Annotated in this window: 17 protein-coding genes; 13 read left to right on the top strand and 4 right to left on the bottom strand. The window is 61.6% G+C overall.

Going from position 1 to position 16,828, the window contains the following annotated elements:
* Positions 1 to 26: 26 nt before the first annotated feature.
* From cobJ to cobG, 4 genes are read right to left on the bottom strand one after another with little or no spacing between them, the layout of a single operon-like run.
* On the bottom strand, positions 27 to 1,730 hold the full coding sequence (cobJ, locus tag ACA062_RS02840; protein ID WP_497455132.1) for a precorrin-3B C(17)-methyltransferase: 1,704 nt from the start codon (positions 1,728 to 1,730) through the stop codon (positions 27 to 29).
* Complete coding sequence (locus tag ACA062_RS02835; protein ID WP_497455131.1) at positions 1,730 to 2,464, bottom strand: precorrin-2 C(20)-methyltransferase; 735 nt, start codon at positions 2,462 to 2,464, stop codon at positions 1,730 to 1,732. The genes cobJ and ACA062_RS02835 overlap by 1 nt, the downstream gene beginning before the upstream one ends.
* The gene (locus ACA062_RS02830) at positions 2,461 to 3,087 is read right to left on the bottom strand and encodes a precorrin-8X methylmutase (RefSeq protein WP_128874366.1); all 627 of its coding nucleotides are present in this window, start codon (positions 3,085 to 3,087) and stop codon (positions 2,461 to 2,463) included. Before ACA062_RS02830 ends, ACA062_RS02835 begins: the two co-directional genes overlap by 4 nt.
* The gene (gene cobG / locus ACA062_RS02825; RefSeq protein ID WP_497455130.1) at positions 3,080 to 4,402 is read right to left on the bottom strand and encodes a precorrin-3B synthase; all 1,323 of its coding nucleotides are present in this window, start codon (positions 4,400 to 4,402) and stop codon (positions 3,080 to 3,082) included. Before cobG ends, ACA062_RS02830 begins: the two co-directional genes overlap by 8 nt.
* A gap of 264 nt (positions 4,403 to 4,666) precedes the next feature.
* Here cobG and cbiE point away from each other — a divergent pair, with 264 nt between their 5' ends.
* From cbiE to urtD, 13 genes are all read left to right on the top strand, one after another.
* On the top strand, positions 4,667 to 5,878 hold the full coding sequence (gene cbiE, locus ACA062_RS02820; protein WP_497455129.1) for a precorrin-6y C5,15-methyltransferase (decarboxylating) subunit CbiE: 1,212 nt from the start codon (positions 4,667 to 4,669) through the stop codon (positions 5,876 to 5,878).
* Entirely contained in the window at positions 5,871 to 6,968 is a 1,098-nt protein-coding gene (locus ACA062_RS02815) for a cobalt-precorrin-5B (C(1))-methyltransferase (RefSeq protein ID WP_497455128.1), read from the top strand. The genes cbiE and ACA062_RS02815 overlap by 8 nt, the downstream gene beginning before the upstream one ends.
* The gene (locus ACA062_RS02810) at positions 6,965 to 7,681 is read left to right on the top strand and encodes a cobalt-precorrin-6A reductase (RefSeq protein WP_497455127.1); all 717 of its coding nucleotides are present in this window, start codon (positions 6,965 to 6,967) and stop codon (positions 7,679 to 7,681) included. Before ACA062_RS02815 ends, ACA062_RS02810 begins: the two co-directional genes overlap by 4 nt.
* A gap of 203 nt (positions 7,682 to 7,884) precedes the next feature.
* Positions 7,885 to 8,187 (top strand): type II toxin-antitoxin system RelE/ParE family toxin, encoded by a 303-nt coding sequence (locus ACA062_RS02805; RefSeq protein ID WP_497455126.1) that lies wholly within the window; start codon positions 7,885 to 7,887, stop codon positions 8,185 to 8,187.
* A gap of 3 nt (positions 8,188 to 8,190) precedes the next feature.
* Complete coding sequence (locus tag ACA062_RS02800) at positions 8,191 to 8,481, top strand: addiction module antidote protein (protein ID WP_497455125.1); 291 nt, start codon at positions 8,191 to 8,193, stop codon at positions 8,479 to 8,481.
* 97 nt (positions 8,482 to 8,578) lie between these two features.
* On the top strand, positions 8,579 to 8,977 hold the full coding sequence (locus ACA062_RS02795; RefSeq protein WP_497455124.1) for a DUF2946 domain-containing protein: 399 nt from the start codon (positions 8,579 to 8,581) through the stop codon (positions 8,975 to 8,977).
* A gap of 48 nt (positions 8,978 to 9,025) precedes the next feature.
* The gene (locus ACA062_RS02790; protein WP_497455123.1) at positions 9,026 to 9,505 is read left to right on the top strand and encodes a copper chaperone PCu(A)C; all 480 of its coding nucleotides are present in this window, start codon (positions 9,026 to 9,028) and stop codon (positions 9,503 to 9,505) included.
* A gap of 21 nt (positions 9,506 to 9,526) precedes the next feature.
* Positions 9,527 to 9,991, top strand: coding sequence for a DUF2946 domain-containing protein (locus ACA062_RS02785; RefSeq protein WP_497455122.1), 465 nt, complete (start codon positions 9,527 to 9,529; stop codon positions 9,989 to 9,991).
* 213 nt (positions 9,992 to 10,204) lie between these two features.
* On the top strand, positions 10,205 to 11,578 hold the full coding sequence (locus tag ACA062_RS02780; protein WP_497455121.1) for a PepSY-associated TM helix domain-containing protein: 1,374 nt from the start codon (positions 10,205 to 10,207) through the stop codon (positions 11,576 to 11,578).
* A 339-nt stretch (positions 11,579 to 11,917) separates the two neighbouring features.
* Positions 11,918 to 13,183, top strand: coding sequence for an urea ABC transporter substrate-binding protein (gene urtA / locus ACA062_RS02775; RefSeq protein WP_150797082.1), 1,266 nt, complete (start codon positions 11,918 to 11,920; stop codon positions 13,181 to 13,183).
* 161 nt (positions 13,184 to 13,344) lie between these two features.
* A complete protein-coding gene (gene urtB, locus ACA062_RS02770) occupies positions 13,345 to 14,847 on the top strand; it encodes an urea ABC transporter permease subunit UrtB (protein ID WP_497455120.1) in 1,503 nt (500 codons plus the stop codon).
* On the top strand, positions 14,847 to 15,926 hold the full coding sequence (gene urtC / locus ACA062_RS02765) for an urea ABC transporter permease subunit UrtC (protein ID WP_497455119.1): 1,080 nt from the start codon (positions 14,847 to 14,849) through the stop codon (positions 15,924 to 15,926). The genes urtB and urtC overlap by 1 nt, the downstream gene beginning before the upstream one ends.
* Positions 15,923 to 16,792: an urea ABC transporter ATP-binding protein UrtD gene (gene urtD / locus ACA062_RS02760; RefSeq protein WP_497455118.1), complete on the top strand. Its 870-nt coding sequence runs from the start codon at positions 15,923 to 15,925 to the stop codon at positions 16,790 to 16,792. Before urtC ends, urtD begins: the two co-directional genes overlap by 4 nt.
* Positions 16,793 to 16,828: the final 36 nt, after the last annotated feature.

Raw genomic sequence — 16,828 nt, 5'->3', positions numbered from 1 at the left:
ATGGCTTTTTTAACAACGAGCAAGGCTCAGGAGGTGGGTTTCTCTCCGTACCAGCGCGGGGTGTACACCCAATCGCCGCCACCCGGACGTGCAAATACGCAGGTAGTAGACGATCCCACCAGGACCATGGTGCGCATATCCACCTGCTCCGGGGTCAACTGGCCAAGCGTCGTCACTCGCAGCGTCTGTCCTGGGCGACCGATGTCGCGCCCCAGGACGACCGGCGTCTGAGGCGTACGATGTCGAGCGACGATTTCCAGCGCCCGGCCAAGCTGCCATGGACGGGAGCGCGAAATCGGGTTGTAGAACGCCAGCGCCAGGTCAGCCTGTGACGCCAGATCGAGGCGCTTCTCGATAATGTCCCACGGCTTGAGGTTGTCAGACAGCGACAGCACACAGAAGTCATGACCCAAGGGTGCACCGGCCTGGGCGGCTGTTGCCAGGGACGCGGAAACGCCCGGCAAGATTTCCAGATCGACGCTGTGCCACGCCGGATCGGTGGACTCGTGCAGTGCTTCCAGCACCGCCGCAGCCATGGCAAAAACACCCGGGTCGCCCGACGAAACCACCACCACTGAACGCCCTTGCGCCGCCAGCGCGAAAGCGTGACGCGCACGCTGCATCTCTTCACGATTGTCGGTGCAGTGCATCACCTGGTCAGCGCGGAATGGGCCGGCCATGCGCACATAGGTTTCGTAACCCAGCACGTCATTGGCGCGAGCCAGCTCGGCCTTGACCGCCGGGACCATCAGTTCGGCAGCGCCAGGGCCAAGACCGATCACCGCCAGTCGGCCGCGCAGACGGCCAATCGCCAAGGGATCCAAAGGTTTCCCGGCTACCGCGATGGCAATGGCTTCATCACCCAGGATCGATACAGGCTGCTCGATGGCGTTGCTTGCCAGCGCGCTGAGTGGACCGACATCGTCGGCAAAGCGCAACGGCACACCCAGCTCAAGCGCCGCTTCACGCAACGTCGGACTGGCCATTTCGGTGTCGGTAGCCAGCAGACAGGTCACCGATTGCACGGCGATCTTTGCCCGATGCAACGCGTCGCGAACGGCGCCGGGCACACTGACTGCACGGGCGCTCACCGCAACCACGACGTTACGCGGATAGATCAGCAGCTCGTTGGCCGCAGGCTCGCGCTCGGCATGACCGACATGCACCGCCAGCCGTGCTCGCGGATTTTCAGGCAACTGTGCTTGCGCCAACCATGGCGCAGCACCCTCGATGCGCACCGTTTCACCCGCCAGCAAATCGGAAACGAAGCGTTTGCCCAGTTCCAGATCGCCGAGGGCATAACCGCTTGGCGGATTGAGCAGGCACGTGCCGAAACGCAATTCACCACTGGTGGTGATGGCCGCCGCCACGTCCAGCACAGTCGCAATTTCTCGCGCCAGGATATTCACGCCGCCCAGACCACCGAGCAGCGGCACCACCGCGCTGCCATCTTCGGCAACGGCCAGCACCGGCGGCTCGGCGCCCTTTTCAAGCAGCAGCGGCGCCAGGGTGCGGATCACGATGCCGGCTGCGCACAGGGCAATGATGGGTGTGTCCTGCTGATAGAGTTCGCGCAGGGTGGTGCCAAATTCGTGATACACACGATCCGCACCCTCGACCCGCTCGGCCAGACCGTGGATCAACGCGCCGGGGTAACTCTGCTGAATTTTACGCGCGGTCGCGAGGCTGCCATTGCCGAGAATGACAATCGCCGGAGCTGGACGAGTCATCAGCCTTGCCACCTTTCACCAGGGACGATGATCAGCGAGAAGTACGGGGACGACATCGGCTCGACCTGATCCAGCGGCACGATCTTCTGATTGGCCATGGTCGCGCGTTCGACGTACAGCGCACGGTCGGCCAAGCCGAGCTCTTTCAATACCTGACGGACTTTCGGGAAGTTGCGCCCCAGCTTCATGATCACCGCCGCATCGGCATCAGCCAGGCGTCGCTTGAGATCATCGTGCGGCAACACGCCGGACAGCACCGACAGGCTCTGATTTCGATAGACCAAAGGCGCACCGAGTACCGAAGCGCCGCCGAGCATCGAACAGACACCCGGCACGACTTCAGCCTCGTAACGCTCGGCCAGACGATCGTGCAGGTACATGTAGGAACCGTAAAAGAACGGATCACCTTCACAGATCACCGCGACGTCACGGCCGGCGTCGAGATGCGCGGCCAGTTGCTGGCCGGCCGCATCGTAGAAATCGCTGATCACTTGCTCATAAGACAGCGGGGCCGGTAACGCTTCGGTGGTCACCGGATACACCAGCGGCAGCAAGGTTTGAGCGTCCTGCAGATGCGCTTCGATAATCCCGAACGCGTTGCCCTTCTTGCCCTTGGCAACGAAGTACGCCACCACTGGCGATTCGCACAGCAGACGCAGGGCTTTGACAGTAATCAACTCCGGATCACCGGGGCCGACGCCAAGGCCGATCAATCGTCCAGGTGCCTGCATCATTCGATCTCCGTGGCGAGGGCATTGACGGCGGCGGCGGCCATGGCGCTACCGCCCAGCCGGCCTTGCATGATGACAAAAGGCACACCACGACTGTCCGCCGCCAGCGCTGCCTTGGATTCGGCGGCGCCGACGAAGCCCACTGGAAAGCCAAGGATCAGCGCGGGTTTCGGGGCGCCGGCGTCGAGCATTTCCAACAGATAAAACAGCGCGGTCGGTGCATTGCCGATCACCACCACGCTGCCCTCCAGGTGCGGTCGCCACAGTTCGAGCGCAGCGGCGGATCGAGTGTTGCCCAACTCGCGGGCCAGTTCGGGGACGCTGTCATCGCGCAGGGTGCAGATGACCTGGTTGTTCGCTGGCAAACGAGTGCGGGTCACGCCTTCAGACACCATCCGCGCATCACACAGAATCGGTGCGCCGGCGGCCAGCGCCTCACGTCCGGCCTTGCCCGCGCCTGCGGAAAACTGCAGGCCGTCTATCGCATCGACCATGCCGCAGGCGTGGATCACCCGTACCGCGAGTTTCTCCAGATCGGCCGGAATCCGGTCGAGATTGGCCTCGGCGCGAATAATCGCGAAGGAATTGCGATAGATCTCCTGACCGTCGCGAATGTAATCAAGCATCAAGGGGGCTCCGTGAACGGGCGTCGAGCAAGGCGCCGACCGCTTCAATAGTAAGGTTGCGTGCGTGCAGGGCGCCGAAACCCGGCTGCCGCGCATCGCGAAAATAGAGGTCGTAGTGACCGGGGCCGGCAGCCAGCAGCGTGACCGGAGCCACATGCGCAGCGGCACAGGAGCGCGAGCAACCGGACAGATGAACGTTTAAGACTTGAGCATGGCCGTGCAGCAGAGCCGCCAGTTGCAGGGCATCACCCTTGGTGTCGGCCAGGCCCTTGTCGCACCCTGTCGAACCGGTGCAGGCGATCAACCGCGACAAGGCTTGATCGGCTTCGCACAACAGGCCCAACTGATGCAGGCGGCGGATGACTTCGGCTGCGTTTTCGCTGCGAATGTTCGGCAACAGCAGGCTTTGCCAGGGCGTGAACCGCAGCGTTGCATCACCGTATTCCTGCGCCAGTCGAGCGGCGCCTCGGAGCATGGCGCAATCGAGCCGGCCCAGCGGCGGCACGGCGCCGACATAGACATGACCGGCTTGCGCCTGCGGATGAGCGCCAATGTGCAAAACCCTTGAACTCAATGAACGCTGCCAGTTTGCAACAGGTTCGAAGGGCACACGCTCGGCCAGTCGGGCGAGGAACTCGGCGACCTGCACGCTGCTCAGCAAATGCCGCATCCGCGTTTGATCGGGAGCCGCCAGCTCCAGGAACAATTCGAGCACTGTGAACACCAGCGCATGGCCATCTTCGAGTGCAACAGAACCCGCCGGCCGATCCGTGGGACATCCCGCCAGGCCGAAAGCCAACCGCCGTTCGCCCTCATGCTCGACAGCGGACAACCACAGATCATGGGGATGCTCGAGCATCGCCAGACTTTCGCCGCCATCGAGTTGCACCGCGAATTTGGCGCTGAGTTCGTGAAAGGGTGCATGCCCTTGCAGGGTGGCGAGGATCCGCCGGGCCAGGTCGCGTGTATCGAACAGCATCTGGCGATCAATTCCCGCGCTCGGACTCAGCATCAGATTACGCACATCGTCGCCCGCTGCATTCGCAGGGCCAAGTCCCGCGGCGAGCAGACTTTCGATCAACGCTGCCTGCTCATTGGCGATGCCGCGAATCTGCAGGTTAGCCCGGTTGGTTGCCTCGATCACTGAACGGGCATAACGCTGCGCACCCTCGGCAACGGCATTGGCCTGCACTGCACTGATGGCGCCGCCTGCGAGTTTTATCCGGCAGATACCACCATCTCTGGCCTGTACGATACGCAGCAACCCCGGACAAGCCGAGGGGCGTAAAGCGCGGGAGACAGGGAGTTTGTTCAAAGGGATGACCGGATCAGAAGTGGACACACCTCCTGACGGAGGCGAGCCGTATTATGCCTGCTTTACCGCGCGGTATCATAAGTCCGCGTGTCGCAAATGCTCCGGACTCCAGAAGTATTAACCAATAGCGTTTCAAAAATTTCTTGGGTAACTTTTGCCATCTGGCTGTTCATCGCTGCGATCCTGCTCAAATAAGTCTGACTCTCGAATTCACTTGCGCCGCGTTATCATGTGCCGCTTTATACAGACGAATAGAGAACACATATGGCTCGCTGGCTGACCGTGACAGGTATAGGTGAGGACGGCTTCACAGGTTTGGGCAAGTCTGCCCGGCATGCGTTGCTGGCCGCGTCGAAAATCTTCGGCAGCCAACGACAGTTGGACCTGTTGCCACCCTGCATCCGCGGGGAGCGCCACACCTGGCCTAGTCCGTTCTCCCTTGATGCGTTGCTGGCCATGCGAGGCGAGCCGGTTTGCGTGCTGGCCAGTGGCGATCCGATGTTCTTCGGCGTCGGCGCCAGCCTCGCCCGGCAATTGCCGAGCAATGAAATGTTGATCTTGCCGACGTCCTCTTCCTGCTCCCTGGCGGCGGCGCGAATGGGCTGGCCATTACAAGATGTGGTGACGCTGTCGGTGGTCGCCCGTCCTGTCGCCGCGCTCAACGCACAATTATTCAGCGGCGTTCGCCTGCTGGTACTGAGTAATGACGGCCGAAGCCCTGGCGCAATCGCTGCGCTGTTGCGCGAGCGCGGGTTCGGGCCCAGTCGCCTGAGCGTGCTGGAACATCTGGGCGGTGCAGCCGAGCGACGCATCGACGGAGTTGCCAACGACTGGACCGATCCGGCAATCGCCGACTTGAACCTGATCGCCATCGAATGCATCGCCGAATCAACCACGCCGCGCCTGTCACGACTGGCCGGCCTGCCGGATTCAGCCTTCAGGCACGACGGTCAATTGACCAAGCGCGACGTACGCGCCATCACCCTCGCCCGTCTCGCCCCGGTTCCCGGCGAACTGTTGTGGGACGTCGGCGCCGGCAGTGGATCGATCGGCATCGAGTGGATGCGCGCGCACCCCAGCTGCCGCGCACTGGCGATTGAAGCCGATGGAGGGCGTCAGCAATTGATCGAGCACAACCGCGATGCCCTCGGCGTGCCCGGCCTGCAACTGATTCGCGGCAGTGCGCCGCAAGCGCTGGACGGACTCGAACGCCCGGATGCGATTTTCATCGGTGGCGGCGTGACCCGCGACGGCGTGCTGGACCGCTGTTGGACCCAGTTGAAACCTGGCGGACGACTGATCGCCAACGCGGTCACGCTGCAGAGCGAAATGACCCTCATGGCCTGGCGCGAGCAGCACGGCGGGGAGCTGACGCGAATTCATATCGCCCAGGCGCAACCGTTGGGCGACTTCGATACTTGGCGCCAGGCGTTGCCGATCACCTTGCTGGACGTGGTCAAGTCCTTCGATGCGTGACGAAACCGCCGAACAACCCGCACCGCTGCGCAGCGGCCTGACCACTGGCAGCTGCGCCACCGCCACTAGCCTCGCGGCTGCTCGCCTGCTGCTCTGCGGCGTGAGCGCGGATGCGGTGCAAATCGTTTTGCCCAAAGGCAAGCAGGTACAGATGCGTCTGGAATTCTGTCGGCTGCTGGATGAGGGCGCCGAAGCCGGAACCCTCAAGGATGCCGGGGACGATCCGGACGTCACCCACGGCGCCCTGCTGTATTCGCAGGTACGCCTCGATGCCGCGCCGGGCATTCGCTTCAATGCCGGCCGTGGCGTCGGTACCGTCACCCGGCCAGGACTGGTGCTGGGCGTCGGCGAGCCGGCGATCAACCCGGTGCCACGCAAGATGATCAGCGACCACCTGACCCAGCTCGCCGAGGAACTCGATTACCGCGGCGGTTTCGAGGTCACGGTGAACGTCGAGGGCGGCGAAGCGCTGGCGTTGAAAACCATGAACCCGCGCCTGGGAATTCTGGGTGGGCTGTCGATTCTCGGCACCAGCGGCATCGTTCGGCCATTCTCCTGCGCCGCCTACATTGCCTCGATCCATCAGGGTATCGATGTGGCCAAAACCAACGGTTACCTGCACATCGCCGCCTGTACCGGCAACGCCAGTGAAGACACCATGCGCCGGGTCTATGACCTGCCGGAAATCGCCCTGATCGAAATGGGCGACTTTGTGGGTGCGGTGCTCAAGCACCTGCGCAAGGTGCCGGTGGACAAGCTCAGCCTGTGCGGCGGCTTCGGCAAGATCAGCAAGCTGGCGGCCGGGCATATGGATTTACACAGTCGGCATTCGAGCATCGACCTGCCGCAACTGGCCGAGTGGGCCGCAGCGGTTGGTGCCGATGTGGCGTTGCAACAGGCAATCCGCGAGGCCAACACCAGCCAGCAAGCCCTGGCCATGGCCAGCGCCGCCGGGATCGCCCTCGGCGACGCGGTATGTCGGCACGCCCTGGACTTTGCCCGCAGCGTGGTGCCGGCGCAGGTTCAGGTCGAAGTATTTGCCATCGATCGCCAGGGCGGGATTGTCGGCCACGCAGGAGCCTTTCGATGAAACGCATTTTATTGCTGGGCGGTGTGACGGAGGCCCTGGCCATCGCCCGAACCCTTGGACCGGAACACATCTACAGCCTGGCCGGGGTCGGTCGCGTACCGACCGATCTGACCTGCCAGGTTCGCGTCGGTGGCTATGGCGGAGCCGACGGCCTGGCGCAGTTCATCCGCGATGAAGGGATCGATCTGCTGTTGGACGCGACTCACCCCTACGCCGCACAAATCAGTCAGAACGCTGCGACCGCTGCCAGTTTGAGCGCGATTCCCTGCTGGGCCCTGAGACGTCCTTCCTGGCAACCACAAGCCGGAGACGACTGGCGCGAAGTCAGCGACTGGGCCGAGCTGATCGAAGCACTCGAACCCTTCCGGCGACCGCTGTTCACCCTCGGCCGCGAACCCTTGCAGCACCTGGATGAAATCCCGCCGGAGCAATTCTGGACCTTGCGCGCGCTGGAGGTGTACCCGGGCAACGAGCGCTGCGAAGTGATCGGCGCACGTGGACCGTTTCTGATCGAGGATGAACGCGAGCTGTTTGAACGTCGGCAGATTGATGTGCTGATCAGCAAGAACAGCGGCAGCACGGCCACCGAGCCGAAGCTGGAAGTGGCGCGGGAGCGCGGGGTGCCGGTGATTGTTCTGAAGCGGCCGGTGCTGCCGAGGGTTGATCGGGAGTTTGGTTCGGTAGGTGAACTGCTAAAAGTCCTGTCAGCATAAGACGATTCCTGAAGCCTACATAACATCGCGACTTTGCCGGCATCACTCTCGGACGGAGCCGACTATCTACTCTGTGCCTTGGCTTCTACAGTTTGGGTTCTCTGCACTAATCAAGTACACCAACCCAGCATCCCAGGGGCGATCAAACTCGACCGGAGGAAAGTGCTGCTTGCCAATCTGTATCCCAAGGAATACGATCAAATATGTTCAATTTCGAACGTTCCCGGGCGTTCGCCGACTGGCTCGACTCATTAAGAGACACCATTGGCAAAGCTCGGATCATCGCTAGACTCCGAGCTGCCGAACACGGAAATTTTGGCGATTGCGAATCCGTAGGCGGAGCTGTTTATGAAATGCGTGTCCACTACGGTCCAGGCTACAGAATGTACTTCACCCGCCGAGGCGAAGTTGTTTACCTGCTACTGGTGGGGGGCGACAAGTCGACTCAAAAACGCGATATCAAACGCGCTATTCAAATGGCGCAAAACATCGGTAATGAGGAGTAAATCATGACCGAACAATTCACCCGTTTCGATGCCGCCGATTTTCTCAAAACGCCAGAAGAAATGGCCGCTTATCTGGACGCTTGCTTTGAAGAAGATGCAGGCGACGGTGTTCTGATACGCGCGGCACTTAACGACATAGCCCGAGCACAGGGCATGACACAGATTGCCCGAGATACGGGCCTGGGTCGTGAAAGTCTGTACAAAGCGTTGAGCAGTACCGGCAATCCTGAATTCGCGACTATCATGAAGGTGATGAAAGCCTTGGGCTTGCGCTTGCATGCCATCGCTATCTGACGGCGCTGCGACACCACACCGCACGCCGCTTTTTTACTTATCGGCCCTGATCAGGCTAAATAGCCGCGCCTGATCGCCCACCCACCGGATCCGTCCCATGTCCCGACAACGGCTCGCAATTGCCTGGATCGCCTGCTTCGCAGTGCTGTTCAACATGCTCGCCATGCCGATGACCGGAGCGATGGCGCAGACGGCAAAATCGCCAGCCGAACAGGTGTTGTGGGGCAGTTTCTGCTCGTCCAGCGGCACGAAAATGGTGGCGATTTCCCTGGGCGATGTCGAGCAGACAGCCCCCCAGGGCGACGATCATTCCACCATGCAGCATTGCTGGTGCTGCTCCGGCTCGGCACCACTGGTGGCGTTGCCCGGGCATGTGTCGCAGCTGTATTACACGCGTTTCGAGGCCAATCGAAGCCAGCCCGCCGCCACACTTGAAACGCCCACTCCGCGCCAGCAATGGCCGAGCCTCAACCCCCGCGCTTCTCCTCGGGTGTGATTCTTTCTCGCAATTGCCCTGCGTCTTGAATCGTTCCGGAGAACTGCCATGTTGAACAAGCTCATCGTTCTGGCTGCGTTGCTGCTGCCTGCCTGCTTTGCCAATGCCCACGAATACAAGGCCGCAGAGTTGGAAATCGCTCACCCCTGGTCGCAGGAGTTGCCGCCCAATGCGCCGACCGTCGCGGCTTACTTCGTGATCCACAACAGCGGCAAATCCGCTGACCGGCTGCTCAGCGTCGACTCGCCGATTGCCGGCATTGCCCAGTTGCATGAACACGTGAAGCAGAACGACCTGATGAAAATGCAGCAGGTGCCGAGCGTCGAAATCCCCGCGGGTGGCGAAGTCACTTTCGCCCCCATGGCCTATCACGTGATGCTGCTGGAGCTCAAAGACCGCAGCCTGCTGAGCGATGGCAAACGATTCCCGCTGACGATGCATTTCGAAAAGGCGGGTGACGTGACCGTCGAAGTCACGGTGCAGAAAAAGGCCCCGGATGGCCTGCAAGCGCACGCGCACGTCCAGTAACCGGCAGAGCTGAACACGTCCATGCGCCCGCTTAGCGCCACGTTGCCCGCAAACCGTCGTCAGCCATTGAGCCTGACCCGCGGCAGCTGGATCAGCCTGTTCGCCACGTTGATGATCTTTATCGGCCCACTGATTTCTCAGTCGATGCCGATGAATCAACGCGCCTCTGCACTGATGAAAGCACCCATGAGCCTGTCGATGAACATGGGCATGGGCATGGACAGCTCGGCAATGGCGCACGCCGACCACGGCAAGCAACCCGATGCCGAGCACTGCCCACCCCAGGCCGACCATCACGCACTCTGGGAAAAGTGCGGCTATTGCAGCCTGCTGTTCAACTGCCCGGCACTCACCGGCGGCCAGTCCTTCGTCGCATTCGACACACCCAAAGCCACAACCTACACCACCCCCTCCCCCCGTATGGGCCATGCCCGGGCAACCGTCTTCCCCGGCGCCCGCACCCGCGCTCCGCCCATCGTCGCGTAAACACCCGCCTCCGATCTCACACCGCTCAGAAGACAGCCGCCGGCTGCCGGCCGTGTCGTGCGGCATTGGAAATGAGTATCTGACAAGAAAAGTCAAAAGATCGCAGGCTGCACCAGCGCCTACATTGGAACGCGTACGTCCGGTAGGGGCTGTCGAGTGAAACGAGGCTGCGATCTTTTACAGGCAATTGATTCGCCAAGCGGAGCACGACCAATGAAACAGCCCAAACCGAATTTCTACAACCTGGCCTGGCGCTGGCATTTCTATGCCGGTCTGTTCGTCGCGCCCTTCATGGTGATGCTGGCCCTGACCGGCGTCATCTACCTGTTCAAACCGCAACTCGATCCGTTGATGTACGGCAGCTTGTTGAACGTCCCTGCCGGTCAGCACAGCGTGCCGGCCGACGAGCTGCTCAAGCGGGTCAAAGAGGCTTATCCACAAGCAACGATCAAGCAGTACCTGCCACCGGTGAACGCCGAACGCAGTGCCCAGTTTGTCGTACTCGATGCCGGCAACGAACTGAACGTGTTCCTCGACCCCTACCACGGCGACATCCTCGGCGAGCAAGATGCCAAGAAGAATCTGCAAGCGGTGGCGCGTGCGATTCACGGCGAATTGATGATCGGCACCCTCGGCGATCGACTGGTCGAACTCGCCGCCGGCTGGGGTATCGTGCTGGTGGTTTCCGGGGTATTTTTGTGGTGGCCACGAGGCCAGGCCGCCGGCGTCCTGTGGCCGCGCCTGAGCAGTCGCGGTCGAGTGCTCTGGCGTGACTTGCACGCGGTCACCGGGTTCTGGGGCGCGGCGTTTCTGCTGGTGATGCTGCTCAGCGGCATGACCTGGACCGGATTCTGGGGCAAGCAATACGCCGGCGTGTGGAACGTGTTCCCGGATGCGATGTGGAATGACATGCCCAAGTCCGATGTCGAGGCGCGCAGCCTCAACAGCGCCACACGCCAGACCGTGCCATGGGCCATGGAAAACACGCCGATGCCGATGTCCGGCGACCACGCCGAACACATGGCCCACGGTACTGCCCAAGCCGGTCCCGCCGCACCCACCATCAGCCTGCAAGACGTGCAGGATATCGCCGAACAACGCAAGGTCGAGCCGGGCTACAGCATCACCTTCCCGACTACGGCCACCGGCGTTTTCACCATCGCCGTCTTCGCCGACGACCCGCGCAACGATGCCACCCTGCACGTCGACCAATACACCGGCGACGTCCTCGCCGACGTACGCTGGGAGCATTACGGCAACGTCGCCCGCGCCACGGAAATGGGCGTGATGCTGCACGAAGGCAAGATGTTCGGTGTGTTCAACCAGATCATCGTGCTGCTGATCTGCCTGATGATCCTGCTCAGTGCCGTCAGCGGCGTGGTGATCTGGTGGAAGCGTCGCCCGCAAGGCAAGCTCGGGGTTCCACCCTTGCGTCACGACCTGCCGAAATGGAAAACCGCGATGGTCATCATGTTCGGGCTGGCGGTTGCGTTTCCATTGGTAGGTGCTTCGCTGGTGGGGGTGTGGCTGCTGGATCGGCTGTTGCTATCGCGCTTCATCCGGCAAACCGAATCCGCTTCTTCCTGAAAAACCCCCGCCCCCCCTGTAGGAGCTGGCTTGCCAGCGAAGGGGCCATAACATTCAACATCTATGTTGGCTGTTATACCGCCTTCGCTGCGGTGCGGCGATCCGACAAGCCAGCTCCTACAGGGGATCAGGGATGGCGATTGCTGCGCCCCAATCTGGCGCACCGCTTCGCACCAACGCGCCAGACGCGATCCTGCATGGTGCGCCATAAAATGGCGCGACCGCTCTAGCACGATATTTCCCTACCTTTTGCCGACCAGGCACAGCCCTTGCTAAAGACCCTTCAGTAGTCCGCATCTGCCAACCAAAAAAATTATCTACGTTCATGGAGATCGCACAATGAAGCGTCGCAGCTTGATCAAGGCTTTCACTCTATCGGCAAGCATTGCCGCGATGGGCATGGCCTGGACTGTCCAGGCCGCCGAGACCATCAAGGTCGGTATCCTGCATTCGTTGTCCGGCACCATGGCGATCTCCGAAACCTCGCTCAAGGACATGGCGTTGATGACCATCGACGAGATCAACGCCAAGGGCGGCGTGAACGGCAAGATGCTCGAACCCGTGGTAGTCGACCCGGCATCGAACTGGCCGCTGTTCGCCGAAAAAGGCCGGCAGTTGCTGACCCAGGACAAAGTGGCCGTGGTGTTCGGTTGCTGGACCTCGGTGTCACGCAAATCGGTATTGCCAGTGTTCGAAGAACTCAACGGCCTGCTGTTCTACCCGGTGCAATACGAAGGCGAAGAGATGTCGCCGAACGTGTTCTACACCGGCGCCGCACCAAACCAGCAAGCGATCCCGGCAGTGGAATACCTGATGAGCGAAGAAGGCGGCAGTGCCAAGCGCTACTTCCTGCTGGGCACCGACTACGTCTACCCGCGCACCACCAACAAGATCCTGCGCTCGTTCCTGCACGCCAAAGGGGTGGCAGACAAGGACATCGAAGAGGTCTACACCCCGTTCGGCCATAGCGATTACCAGACTATCGTGGCCAACATCAAGAAATTCTCCGCCGGGGGCAAGACGGCGGTGATCTCCACCGTCAACGGCGACTCCAACGTGCCGTTCTATAAAGAGCTGGCCAACCAGGGCCTGAAAGCCACCGACGTTCCGGTCGTGGCGTTCTCGGTCGGTGAAGAAGAACTGCGCGGCATCGACACCAAACCGCTGGTGGGTAACCTGGCGGCGTGGAACTACTTTGAGTCGGTGGAGAACCCGGCGAACAAGAAGTTCGTCGCCGACTGGAAAGCCTACGCCAAGAAACACAACCTGCCGGGCGCCGACAAAGCGGTGACCAACGACCCGATGGAAGCCACCTACGTCGGCATCCACATGTGGGCGCAAGCGGCCGAAAAAGCCAAGTCCACCGACGTCGACAAAGTCCGCGAAGCCCTCGCCGGCCAGACCTTTGCCGCGCCGTCCGGCTACACCCTGACCATGGACAAGACCAACCACCACCTGCACAAGCCGGTGATGATCGGCGAGATTCAGGCTGATGGTCAGTTCAACGTGGTGTGGCAGACCGAAGGGCCGATCCGTGCCCAGCCGTGGAGCCCGTTCATTCCGGGCAACGACAAGAAGCCGGAGTATGCGGTGAAGAGCAACTAAGCCACTGGATGTCGGGGCCTGGGCACTTCGTTCAGGACCGACACAAATCCCTGTGGGAGCTGGCTTGCCTGCGATGGCATCACCTCGGTGCATCAGATACATCGAGTCGTCTGCATCGCAGGCAAGCCAGCTCCCACAAAGTCCGTGCAAGGCGACTTTCCATGCCCACCGCCCTTTATCGCTTCATGCTCGCCATCGCATTGCTGTTGCCGATGGCTGCCCACGCCGGCGACGCCGAAGACTTCGTCGCGGCCAATCCCGTGCAGCAAGCCAAGCTTCTCGAAACCTGGGCCGCGCAGCCCGATCCGGCTCGTGTCGAACTGATCAACGCCCTGCAACAAGGCGAACTGACCATCGATGGCCAACCGAAAACACTGCGCCTGAACAACCGCCTGCGAAGTCTGATCGACACCGCGCTGGCCAGTCACCAATTGCTCGCCGTCGACGCCAAAGTCCGGTTGGCCGCCGCGCAGCAATTACAGAAAAGCGCCAAACCGGCGCAGCTGACGTTCCTCGACCAGCAACTGGCGGGCGAAAAAGATGAAAGCGTTCACGCGGCGTTAAGCCTGGCGTTGGCCAACCTGCAACTGGTCGATACCAACCCGACCGTACGCCTCGCCGCCGTCCGGCTGCTCGGCGAAACCGGTGACCCGCTGGCCCGCACCCGCCTGGAAGGTTTGCTCGAACCCGGCGTCGAAGGCGATGCCACGGTACGCACCGCCGCCGAAACCAGCCTGGCCCAGGTCAAGCGCAAACTGCTGATCGGCGAGATGCTTGGCCAAGCCTTCAGCGGCATGTCGCTGGGTTCGATCCTGCTGCTCGCGGCCCTCGGCCTGGCGATCACCTTCGGCCTGCTCGGCGTGATCAACATGGCCCACGGCGAGATGCTGATGCTCGGCGCCTACTCGACCTATGTCGTGCAGTTGATGTTTCAGCGTTTCGCTCCGCAAGCCATCGAGTTTTATCCATTGATTGCCTTGCCAGTGGCATTTTTCGTCACCGCCGCGATAGGCATGGCGCTGGAGCGCACGGTGATTCGCCACCTCTACGGCCGCCCGCTGGAAACCCTGCTCGCCACCTGGGGTATCAGCCTGATGCTGATCCAGCTGGTGCGACTGGTGTTCGGCGCGCAGAACGTTGAAGTGGCCAACCCGGCGTGGTTATCCGGTGGGATTCAGGTTCTGCCGAATCTGGTGCTGCCCTACAACCGCATCGTCATCATCGCCTTCGCGCTGTTTGTGGTGCTGCTGACCTGGCTGCTGCTGAACAGGACGCGCCTCGGTTTGAACGTGCGCGCCGTCACCCAGAACCGCAACATGGCCGCCTGCTGCGGAGTGCCCACCGGGCGCGTCGACATGCTCGCCTTCGGTCTCGGTTCGGGTATTGCCGGTCTCGGTGGCGTGGCCCTCAGCCAGATCGGTAACGTCGGCCCGGACCTCGGCCAGAGCTACATCATCGACTCGTTCCTGGTGGTGGTACTCGGCGGTGTCGGTCAGTTGGCCGGTAGTGTCCTGGCCGCCTTCGGCCTGGGGATAGCCAACAAGATTCTCGAACCGCAGATCGGTGCGGTGCTCGGCAAGATCCTGATCCTCGCGCTGATCATTCTGTTCATCCAGAAACGTCCGCAAGGCCTCTTCGCACTGAAAGGACGGGTGATCGACTGATGAACCAGCCTCTGATGCTTACCGCCAGCCAAAAGGCCGGCCCAAAGGTCACTATCGCTGTCGGCGCGGTGGTCCTCGTTTTGCTGCTGACGTTGCCGCTGCTCTCGCTGCTGTCACCCGACAGTGCGTTTCACGTTTCGGCTTATACGCTGACGCTGGTGGGCAAGATTCTGTGCTATGCCATCGTCGCCCTGGCGCTGGATCTGGTCTGGGGTTACGCCGGCCTGCTGTCTCTGGGCCATGGCCTGTTCTTCGCCCTCGGCGGTTACGCGATGGGCATGTACCTGATGCGCCAGGCCTCGGGCGATGGCTTGCCAGCGTTCATGACCTTCCTGTCGTGGACCGAATTGCCGTGGTACTGGGCCGGCACCGGCAGCTTCCTCTGGTCGATGTGCCTGGTGGTTTTGGCCCCGGGATTATTGGCGTTGGTGTTCGGCTTCTTCGCCTTCCGTTCGCGGATCAAGGGCGTGTATTTCTCGATCATGACCCAGGCCCTGACCTTCGCCGGAATGCTGCTGTTCTTTCGCAACGAAACCGGGTTTGGCGGCAATAATGGCTTCACCAATTTCCGCACCATTCTCGGTTTCGGCATCACTGAACCCGGCACTCGCGCCGTGCTGTTTTTTGCCACGGTGGTGTTGCTGGTGGCGAGCCTGTTGATCGGCTGGCGTCTGGCGCAGAGCAAGTTTGGCCGGGTATTGACCGCCCTGCGCGATGCGGAAAATCGCCTGATGTTCTGCGGTTACGATCCGCGGGGCTTCAAGCTGTTTGTCTGGGTCTTGAGCGCAGTGCTGTGTGGCCTGGCCGGCGCGCTGTACGTGCCGCAAGTCGGCATCATCAACCCGAGTGAAATGTCGCCGACCAACTCCATCGAGGCTGCCGTCTGGGTCGCACTGGGTGGTCGCGGCACCTTGATCGGTCCGCTGCTCGGCGCGGGTGTGGTCAACGGCATGAAGAGCTGGTTCACCGTGGCGTTCCCCGAGTACTGGCTGTTCTTCCTCGGCGCGCTGTTCATCGTCGTGACCTTGTATCTGCCCAAAGGTGTGATTGGTCTGCTGAAAAAAAGGGGTGATCAATGAGAGTGACAGCGACGGCTGAATTCATGCTCGAACCGGCGTTTTTCCCGGTGGAGCCCAACAAGGACGCCGGCAGCAGCCGCGACGCCATCGGCCTCGGGCAACGCGCAGGGCCCGGCCTGAACACCCGCCACGGCACCATCCTGACCCTGGAAGACATCAGCGTCAGCTTCGATGGTTTCAAGGCGCTGAACACGCTGAACCTGTACATCGGCGTCGGTGAACTGCGCTGCATCATCGGCCCCAACGGCGCGGGCAAGACCACGCTGATGGACGTCATCACCGGCAAGACCCGGCCCAGTCACGGCAAGGCCTGGTTCGGCGAAACCCTGGACCTGACGCAGATGAGCGAAGTGCAGATCGCCCAGGCCGGCATCGGTCGCAAGTTCCAGAAGCCGACGGTGTTCGAAGCGCTGAGCGTGTTCGAAAACCTCGAGCTGGCACAGAAAACCGACAAGTCGGTCTGGGCCAGCCTGCGGGCGCGCCTGAACGGCGAACAAAAAGATCGCATCAGCGAGGTGCTGGACACCATTCGCCTGACCACCTCGGTCAATCGCCCGGCGGGCTTGTTGTCCCATGGTCAGAAGCAGTTTCTGGAGATCGGCATGCTGTTGATGCAAGACCCGCAACTGCTCCTGCTCGATGAGCCAGTGGCGGGCATGACCGATGCCGAAACCGAATTCACCGCCGAACTGTTCAAGCGTCTGGCCGGCAAGCATTCGCTGATGGTAGTGGAGCATGACATGGGCTTTGTCGGGTCGATTGCCGACCACGTCACCGTGTTGCATCAGGGCAGCGTGCTGGCCGAAGGGTCGCTGGAACAGGTGCAGGACAACGAGCGGGTGATCGAGGTTTATCTCGGCCGTTGAACCTGTGAACAAAGAACCCTGTGGGAGCGGGCTTGC

The sequence above is a fragment of the Pseudomonas sp. LBUM1679 genome (assembly GCF_059695565.1).
The sequence above is the reverse complement of the archived record's forward strand: the minus strand, read 5'-3'. Positions and strand labels throughout refer to the sequence as shown.